The sequence below is a fragment of the Ruminococcus sp. CAG:330 genome, assembly GCF_000437175.1.
Taxonomy (GTDB): domain Bacteria; phylum Bacillota; class Clostridia; order Oscillospirales; family Ruminococcaceae; genus Ruminococcus_C.
Window position 1 is genome coordinate 1 of sequence record NZ_FR898063.1, and the last position, 8520, is coordinate 8520.

General features: G+C 56.4%; 7 protein-coding genes. 3 read left to right on the forward strand and 4 right to left on the reverse strand.

Annotation, left to right across the window (positions count from 1 at the left end):
* Positions 1-342: 342 nt before the first annotated feature.
* The 3 genes from QZL66_RS07500 to QZL66_RS07510 all read right to left on the reverse strand — a co-directional run bounded on the left by QZL66_RS07500 (position 343) and on the right by QZL66_RS07510 (position 1953).
* On the reverse strand, positions 343-1086 hold the full coding sequence (locus QZL66_RS07500; RefSeq protein WP_022411116.1) for a polysaccharide deacetylase family protein: 744 nt from the start codon (positions 1084-1086) through the stop codon (positions 343-345).
* Between the two features lie 194 nt (positions 1087-1280).
* Positions 1281-1526 carry an IreB family regulatory phosphoprotein gene (locus QZL66_RS07505; protein WP_022411117.1) on the reverse strand — a complete coding sequence of 82 codons (246 nt, stop codon included), beginning with the start codon at positions 1524-1526 and terminating at the stop codon, positions 1281-1283.
* 247 nt (positions 1527-1773) lie between these two features.
* A complete protein-coding gene (locus tag QZL66_RS07510; RefSeq protein ID WP_022411118.1) occupies positions 1774-1953 on the reverse strand; it encodes a DUF1540 domain-containing protein in 180 nt (59 codons plus the stop codon).
* A 399-nt stretch (positions 1954-2352) separates the two neighbouring features.
* Here QZL66_RS07510 and yicI point away from each other — a divergent pair, with 399 nt between their 5' ends.
* From yicI to QZL66_RS07525, 3 genes are all read left to right on the forward strand, one after another.
* Positions 2353-4692: an alpha-xylosidase gene (yicI, locus tag QZL66_RS07515; protein WP_022411119.1), complete on the forward strand. Its 2340-nt coding sequence runs from the start codon at positions 2353-2355 to the stop codon at positions 4690-4692.
* A 358-nt stretch (positions 4693-5050) separates the two neighbouring features.
* Complete coding sequence (locus QZL66_RS07520; protein ID WP_022411120.1) at positions 5051-5458, forward strand: PH domain-containing protein; 408 nt, start codon at positions 5051-5053, stop codon at positions 5456-5458.
* A 37-nt stretch (positions 5459-5495) separates the two neighbouring features.
* Positions 5496-6566, forward strand: a complete 1071-nt coding sequence (locus QZL66_RS07525; protein ID WP_022411121.1) for an FkbM family methyltransferase — start codon at positions 5496-5498, stop codon at positions 6564-6566.
* A 238-nt stretch (positions 6567-6804) separates the two neighbouring features.
* Here QZL66_RS07525 and QZL66_RS07530 read toward each other — a convergent pair whose 3' ends face one another.
* A complete protein-coding gene (locus QZL66_RS07530; RefSeq protein WP_022411122.1) occupies positions 6805-7947 on the reverse strand; it encodes a glycosyltransferase in 1143 nt (380 codons plus the stop codon).
* Positions 7948-8520: the final 573 nt, after the last annotated feature.

The following is an 8520-nucleotide window of genomic DNA, read 5'->3' on the forward strand; positions in this document are numbered from 1 at the left end:
GCTGCGCTCAGCTGGAGCAGCCTTTTCGGGGCAACAATTCTGAAATCGTTTCGTTTCCGCACGATGCTTTTTGTACCGTGTCCTTAGCCTCCCCTGAAAGGGGTGACTCCCCACAGGGTGGGGAGATGCCCAAAGGGCAGAGGGGACCGCTCAGTACGAGGGGGACCGCCGATAGGCGGTGGAGGGGTCTTTTCGTGAAATCTTTTTATAATGTTTTCAATGCACTCTGTAGGGACACGGCGTGCCGTGTCCGCCAATTTCACAAAACCAAAACAGGATATTCCGCATCCCCCAGCGAAAAACGGTCTGACCAAAGCAGACCAGACCGTTTTCCGAAAATTCCTACAGCGTATAGCCCGCCGCTCGAAGCTGGTCGATGAGGTCGCCCAGAATGGCAGCGTTGGTGGAGGAGACCGAGTGGAGCAGCAGGATCTCCCCGCCGTGTGCGTGGGATACCAGCCGTTCCAATGCCTCCGCCGGATCCGGCTGCGCATCGGTCTTCCAGTCCACATAGGCATCGCTCCAGAACAGCGTCCGGTAGCCGCATGTGCTGGCAGTTTCCAGCGCCGCCTCGGAGTACTCGCCGCAGGGGCACCGAAAATACTGCATCTCATAGCCATAGGTGTCCAGCACGTACCGGTGCAGATCCATGATCTCCGCCTCTGCCTCCGCCGCTGTCAGCTGCGGCAGGCTGGCGTGGGTCATGCCGTGGTTCCCCAGCGTGTGCCCCTCTGCGATCATGCGCTGTACTAGATCCGCCTCCCGCTTGGCGTAGTCGCCGGTGAGGAAAAAGATGGCGGATGCGTGCTTTTCCCGCAGCGTGTCCAGAATCTGACCGGTATAGCCGTTTTCATAGCCCTGATCGAACGTGAGAATGATCCGTGTCCGGTCCGGGGTGGTGGCGTATGCCCCGTATGCGGCATACTGCTGGTCGAACGCCAGCGCATCCAGCGGACGGTTTTCGGCATCCACTGCCGTGCCCTGTCCGTAGCCGATGACGGCATTGCTTACTGCACAGACTGCCGTCTGGGGCAGCATGCCGGCGGCGAGCACCACGCCCGCCGTCCCTGTGAGCCATCGTTTCATGTGCATTCGCCTCCTCCGGCTGCATCAGCAGCCAGAGATAGCATGCCCCGCTGTCGCCGGATTATACAAAAAACGCTCCGGCAAATTGACCGGAGCGTGGGTGCAGCCTGTACGCTGAATCGAAACGAAAAATGAAACCAAAATACCTGTCGAACACGCTGTGCCGTGTCCGCCAGATAACTGCCTCAGGCAGCTCAGTTCTTCAAATAGGACTTTACCAGTGCCTGAAGCAGCTCGTCCCGATCAATGTGCCGGATCAGACTGCGGGCATTGTTATAGGTGGTTATGTAGGTGGGATCCTCCGAGAGGATGTAACCTACGATCTGGTTCACCGGATTATAGCCTTTTTTTGTCAGTGCGTCATATACAATCATCAGCGTTTTCTTCATCTCGATCTCTTTTTCATCACTGACGGAAAACGTCATTGTCTTATCATACATGAAACTTCAACCTCCTTCGGAACAGGGCACAGCAGCTCCTGCCGGAGAAGCCGCCGCTGCTATTTCTCTTCTATTATACCCGAATTTGCAGAAAGAAACAAGGGATAACCCGACTTTTTGCCGTTTTGCCATGGAATTATGGTTTGCCTTTGTGCAACATGACGAAAAAATCAGGAAAATTTTTCCGCATACCGCAAAAAAAGGGACACAAGGTCCCTTTCTCTGCCGGTGCTGCCGGAGCGGGCGCTTAGCCCTGTGTGCTGCGCTTTACGAAGGAGTCGCAGTTGGTGCACTCCGGAACGGTGGGGTTGCTCTCGTGGGTGCCCACACAGATGCAGTCCAGACCGCAGTAGTTTTCGGTGACCATGTTGTGCTTGCACTGGGTGACAGAGCACTTGATGTTGGAGTTCTTGTGTTTCATTTCCATGCTGTTTTTCTCCGTTTCCAAAAAATTTTGACCGGTGCGGCAGGGGATGCGGTGTTTCTGCCGTCTGCCGTACCGGTACACTCCCAGTATGCCCCCGCAGCCGGAGAATATACACAGCGGCTGTCAAAATGTGCAGCGGGGCGTATTTTGTCGATTTTTGCGAAACCCATTTTCTCTGGAAAAATGCCACAAAAAAACGCCTGCGGAATTGTGCAGGTTTTATGGTGAATTTGTAAATATGTACGCCGGGCTGGACATTTTCCCGAAAACAGATTGACATTTCGGTTACAAATGTGATACAATAGCCTTACATGTAGATGGTACGGGCACGGGAAACCTTCGGCGCACCGGAAAAGTCGCATGGAAACAAAACCATATTTTTGATACGGAGGTACTTCCATGAAATTTTCTGATGGCCTTTGGCTGAACCAGCGGGGGTATGAGGTTTCCTATGCAGCGCAGGCGTATGAGGTGACAGCTGCCCGGAACTCGATCCATGTATTTGCCACGGCAAATGCCATCTGGAATCGTGCCATGACACTCGGCGGTGTGACATTCGAGATCATCTACACTGCAGTTGCGCCGGACGTGATCCGTGTGCAGATCGCCCACCATCGTGGCGGACTGAAAAACAAGCCCCAGTTTGACCTGAACCTGCCGGAGGGCTACGTGCCGGATGACATCCACGAGGAGGACGGCTTCGTCTCCATGACTGTCGGCAGCACCACTGTGAAGATCAGAAAGGGCACAGACGGCTGGGATGTGTCCTATCTGCGGAACGGCAAGCGCATCACCGGCGGCGGCTGGCGCTCCACCTCCTACATTCAGGAGAACAAGTTCCATCGGGATGCCCGCCTCTCCGTGCAGACTGATGACGAATTTTTCAATTTCCCGCAGGACAGCCGCAGTGCCTATGTGCGGGAACAGCTGACGCTGGATGTGGGCGAATGTGTCTACGGCTTCGGCGAGAAGTTCACTCCCTTTGTCAAGAACGGTCAGACCGTGGAAACATGGAACTCCGACGGCGGCACCTGCTCCGACCAGAGCTATAAGTGCATCCCGTTCTATCTGACCTCCAATAAGTACGGCATTCTGGTGAACACCGCAGATAAGGTTTCCTTTGAAGTGGCTTCGGATACTATCAACAAGGTTTCCTTTACCGTACCGGGCGAGGAACTGGACTACTTCTTCATCGGCGGCGAAAACTTACAGGAAGTTCTGGTGAACTACACCGACCTCACCGGCAAGCCGGCACTTCCGCCGGCAAAAACCTTCGGTCTGTGGCTGTCCACCTCTTTCACCACCACCTATGACGAGGAGACCGTTACCTCGTTTATCAGCGGCATGGCAGAGCGTGACATTCCTCTCCAGATGTTCCACTTCGACTGCTTCTGGATGAAGGAATACCACTGGACGGACTTCGAGTGGGATCTGACCCAGTTCCCTGACCCGCCGGCAATGCTGAAGCGTCTGGCAGACCGGGGACTGGGACTGTGCTGCTGGATCAACCCGTACATCTCCCAGCGCTCCTGCCTGTTTGACATCGGCGTGGAGAAGGGCTACTTCCTGAAGAATCCGGACGGCAGCGTCTTCCAGACCGATATGTGGCAGCCGGGTATGGCGATCGTGGACTTCACCAATCCGGAGGCAGCCAAGTGGTTCGCATCCGGCGTGCGCAAGTTGTGCGAGATGGGCGTGACTGCCATCAAGACCGACTTCGGCGAGCGCATCCCCACCAAGGTGGTATACCACAACGGCGCAGACCCCATTGCCATGCACAATTATTATACGTATCTGTATAACAAGACCGTGTTCGAGGTGCTGGAGGACTACTACGGCAAGGGACAGGCGTGCCTGTTCGCCAGAAGCGCCACCGTCGGCGGTCAGAAGTTCCCGGTACACTGGGGCGGCGACTGCTCCGCAGAGTACACCTCCATGGCGGAAACTCTCCGTGGCGGACTGTCCCTGTGCTCCTCCGGCTTCGGCTTCTTCAGCCACGACATCGGCGGCTTCGAGGCAACCGCTTCGCCGGATGTCTATAAGCGCTGGTGCGCATTCGGTCTGATGTCCACCCACAGCCGCCTCCACGGCTCCACCTCCTACCGTGTGCCGTGGAATTTCGACGAGGAGTCCTGCGATGTCCTGCGTTTCTTTACCAAGCTCAAGGGCAAGCTCATGCCGTACCTCTTCGCACAGGCAGTCAAGACCCACACCACCGGTATCCCGATGATGCGCCCCATGGTCATGGACTATACCGACGATATCGCCTGCCGCTATCTGGATCAGCAGTACATGCTGGGCGATAATCTGCTGTGTGCGCCGGTATTCCGGGAGGACGGCGTGGCAAACTTCTACTTGCCGGAGGGCAAGTGGTACGACATCATCACCGGCAAGACCTACGAGGGCGGCAAGTATCACGCTGTGACCTGCACCTTCATGGAGATGCCGGTGCTGGCAAAGCCCAACTCCATCGTTGCGTTCGGTGCGTTCGGGAACCAGTTTGAGTATGACTATCTCAGCGGCGCAGACTTCTGCATCTGCAATCTGGAGGACGGCAAGTCTGCCTCGGCATCGGTTTACGATACCAAGGCAAATCCGGTGCTGACGCTCACCGCCACCCGCAAGGGCAATGCCATCACCATCGAGAGCGGTGAAACCGACAAGACCTTCACCGTCTCCGTTGCCGGCACAGATAAGAAGATCACCATGCAGGGTGGCAAGGGCGAGATCACTCTGTAAGATTCGCCGCTGCGGGAACGTCCTGCGTTCGGCGCACTTTGTAGGGACACGGCGTGCCGTGTCCGCTCAAAATAGGCTCCCCTGAAAGGGGTGATTCCCCATGGAATGGGGAAATGTCACGAAGTGACAAAAGGGACCGCTCGGTAAGAGCTGGCAGTGCGCAGCACTGACTGAGGGGTCTTCACTTATGCTGAAAAGGATTTTACGAAAGGACCTCTCCACCGCCTAACGGCGGTCCCCTTCCCCTTTCAGGGGAGGCTATCATGAAAATTGATTTTTGTGAGCTGGCAAGCCGTAGGCTTGACTGAGGGGTTCCTTCGTGGAACCTGGAGCAAAAGATTTGAAAGGAAGGACAGATATGGCTGGCGGAAAAACCAAAGACGGACTGGAGTATCTCTGGACGGATAAAAAGCGAACGCTGTTTGGACTGCCCCTGTCCTTTACCCGATATTACCTGACAGACACCCGCCTGATCACACGGGTGGGATTCCTGACCATCACCGAGGACGAGCTGGACATCTACCGCATCACCGACAAGAAAATGGAGCTGCCGCTGGGGCAGCGACTCTTCGGCTGCGGAACGATCATTCTGTTCAGCAAGGACGTGGACACCCCGGAAAAGGAGATCTGTTCGGTCAAAAATCCGCGGCAGGTGTCCGACCTCATCACCGCCTGCATCAATGAGCAGCGGGATCAGTTCGGCATCCGCGGCAAAGATATGGTGGGTCCCGGCGGTATGCCGCCGGAGAACCCGCCGGAAGAATAACCGCCATACGGATTCAGAGAGAAAGGAGGTCCTGAACATGCTTTCTTTTATCACAGAGAAACAGTCCTCGTGGGAAAAATTACAGGCGGAGACCCGTCCGATCTTTATCTACGGGATGGGCGACGGTGCAGAAAAGATCATGCGTGTCTTTCGGGAAAAGTCCATTCCGCTTGCCGGCATTTTTGCAAGCGATGACTTTGTGCGGGGGCATTCGTTTGCCGGCTACAAAGTGCGGAAGCTCTCCGAAATCGAAGCACAGGTCAGCGATTTTGTCATCGTGCTGGCGTTTGCCGCCGGCTACCAGTCCCTGGTGGACAAGATCGTGGAGATCGGAAAACGCCATACCCTCATCGTGCCGGATGTTCCGGTGGCAGGCGGCGGTCTGTTCACCTATGAGTACTGTCTGGAGCATGCGGCAGAACTGGAGGAGGTCTATGGAATGCTGGCGGACGACGAGTCCCGCCGTGTCTATGCCAGCATCATCAACTTTAAGATCAGCGGCAACATCCGCTACCTGCTGGATGTCACAACCCCCAAGACGGAGATCTACCGCAAGATCATCAACCTCACCCCCAACGAGGTCTATGTGGATCTGGGCGCATACAACGGCGACACGATTCAGGAGGTGCTTCAGCTCACACGGGGCAAGTACATCCGCATCTACGCCATCGAGCCGGACCGCAAGAACTTCAAGAAGCTCTGCAAGTATCTGGACGGCATGAACTACGTCTACGCCTATAACGCCGTGGCGTGGTGTCTGGATACCACTGTGCCCTTTGCCACCAAGGCAGGACGGCAGTCCGCCGTGTCCGCCTTCGGGCAGCAGATCGACGCGCGCTCGGTGGACAGCATCCTGCAGGGGAAACCGGCGACCATCATCAAGATGGACGTGGAGGGCTGCGAACGGGAGGCGCTCTGGGGCGCATCCCAGACCATCGCCCACTTCTCCCCCAAGCTGATGGTGTCCCTCTACCACCGGAACGAGGACATTTTCGCCCTGCCGCTGCTCATCCGGCGGCTCAACCCGAACTATGACCTGTATGTGCGGCATCAGCTGTACATTCCGGCGTGGGAAACCAACCTGTACGCTGTTCCCTCCGAGAAATAAGAACCTGTCTTCACAAGAAATATATGTGGATTTTCGAGCATAATTTTGTTGCAGACAAGGCAAAAATACGCAGGCGGGCTGTCGCCCGGCAAGTATTTTTCACGCAGGATGCAGCAAAATTTGCCGAAAAGACACGTGGATACACTTGTGAAGACAGGTTCTAATAAAGGCAATCCAAAAAAGCCGCCGGAAACGCAGATGGTTTCCGGTGGCTGTTGTTTTATGGAGAAACAGACTCTTATTGGTCCATCGCCTGACGATACAGCTCCCGCATCTGCATCATCCGTCCCTCTCCGGAGAACCGCACCGCATCGGCACGGTTGTGTGCGCCCATCTGTTTGCGGAGCAGCTTGTTGTCGCAGAGCTGCTGGATGGCATCAGCGCAGGCGAGCACCAGATCGCCCTTCAGACAGCAGGCGCTCTCCCCTGTCTCCGCATAGGTTTTCGTGCCGTGCACCCGTGTGACAATGAGGGGCAGACCGGCAGCCATTGCCTCCAGCGCCGCCATGCCGCAGCCCTCCCGGCGGGACGGCATGCAGAAGATGTCCGCTGCCCCCAGCAGATCCGGAATGTCCGTCCGGTAGCCCAGCAGGTGCACCCGCTCTGTGAGGTGCAGTTTCTCCGTCAGCTTCCGGAGAAAGGGCATATCCGGCCCCTCGCCGCAGATGATATAGTGCAGCTGATCCAGCTCCCGCAGCCGTGTCATCGCCTGTAACACAATGCGCAGCCGCTTCTGCATCCGCAGCGTGCCCACGGAGAGCAGCACCGTGGCATCCTCCGGAATGCGCAGCTCCCGCCGCACCTCTGCCGCACTGCGCTGAGGGGTGGCGTACCGTGTGCAGTCCAGCCCCACGTCCGGCAGATCAACCACCTGTGCAGCGTGGAGGCATTTTTTCGCATAGGCGGCATCCTCCGGACATACGGTCAGCATGACCTGCGTGTGTCTGCTGTGCCGGCGTTCCAGCGGCGCAAAGACCAGCCGTTCCGCCCCGTGGCAGCCGTGAAATACCCGGAAGTCGTGGGCGGTGTAGAATACCGGAATCCCCAGCTTTTCCGCCACGCTTCTGCCGTAGATGCCGGCGATGGTGCCGTGGCAGTGGAGTAGGTCAGGCTTCAGCTCCTCCAGCAGCGCCGTCAGCGCCTGCTTTGCCCGGTGGTTTTGGAGGAGGGAGAGGGCGTTGTCGGAAAAGGGAATGTCGTGCCAGATGAGTTTCGGGAATGTCTGGTTAAAGGCGTGGAGAGCGGCAGCGGAAACTGCCGGCTGCTGCAAATCGCACACCATGTGGATCTCACAGCCCAGTGTCTGGAGGGCGGTGAGATCGTTTTTTGTAAATTGTACCAGCACGGCAGCAGATGCCGCCAGCAGAACGATACGCTTCATAGATTAAAAGATTCCTTTCTGCGATGTTGTTGCACTAAGTATAGCATAAAATTCCGAAAAAGTCCAGCGGCGGAGAATTTTTGTGTGTCCCTGCGAAATTTCTGAATGCTTGCTTCTGCAATTTTGCAGCATGTCCTGTAGGGACACGGCGTGCCGTGTCCGATTCGTTTGCCCGAAACAAAAATGAAAAAACAGCTTTTCGAGGGTGGAGCGAACAAGACCGCTCCGCCCTGTGTGCCGCTTGCAGTGCCACAATTTTGAAAACGTTCCGGCGGAATGTTTTCAACGGAATTCCCCTTTCCCGAAATCGGCGGACACGCCGTGCCGTGTCCCTTATCAAATTAACAGGCAAACAAAAAGCAGAGCGTCCGTCCAGACGCTCTGCCTTTCTTATGAGGGGATAAATTTCATGAAATACAGGAAAACTCCAGATGCGGGAAAAGATGCGAAACAGGCTCTTAAAAACCGCCGCCGCCCCAGCCGCCCTGACCGCCGCCGCTGGAGGCAGAAACGGCCGTACCGCCGCTGATGGTTCCGTCGTAGCCGCAGCGGCTGGGGCCGTCCTGACTTGCA

Bases quoted from the DNA above. Each gene is read 5' to 3' on its own strand.
- QZL66_RS07505 (WP_022411117.1), bottom strand. From the start codon at position 1,526: ATGTATGATAAGACAATGACGTTTTCCGTCAGTGATGAAAAAGAGATC.
- QZL66_RS07500 (WP_022411116.1), bottom strand. From the start codon at position 1,086: ATGAAACGATGGCTCACAGGGACGGCGGGCGTGGTGCTCGCCGCCGGC.
- QZL66_RS07530 (WP_022411122.1), bottom strand. From the start codon at position 7,947: ATGAAGCGTATCGTTCTGCTGGCGGCATCTGCTGCCGTGCTGGTACAA.
- QZL66_RS07520 (WP_022411120.1), top strand. From the start codon at position 5,051: ATGGCTGGCGGAAAAACCAAAGACGGACTGGAGTATCTCTGGACGGAT.
- yicI (WP_022411119.1), top strand. From the start codon at position 2,353: ATGAAATTTTCTGATGGCCTTTGGCTGAACCAGCGGGGGTATGAGGTT.
- QZL66_RS07525 (WP_022411121.1), top strand. From the start codon at position 5,496: ATGCTTTCTTTTATCACAGAGAAACAGTCCTCGTGGGAAAAATTACAG.
- QZL66_RS07510 (WP_022411118.1), bottom strand. From the start codon at position 1,953: ATGGAAATGAAACACAAGAACTCCAACATCAAGTGCTCTGTCACCCAG.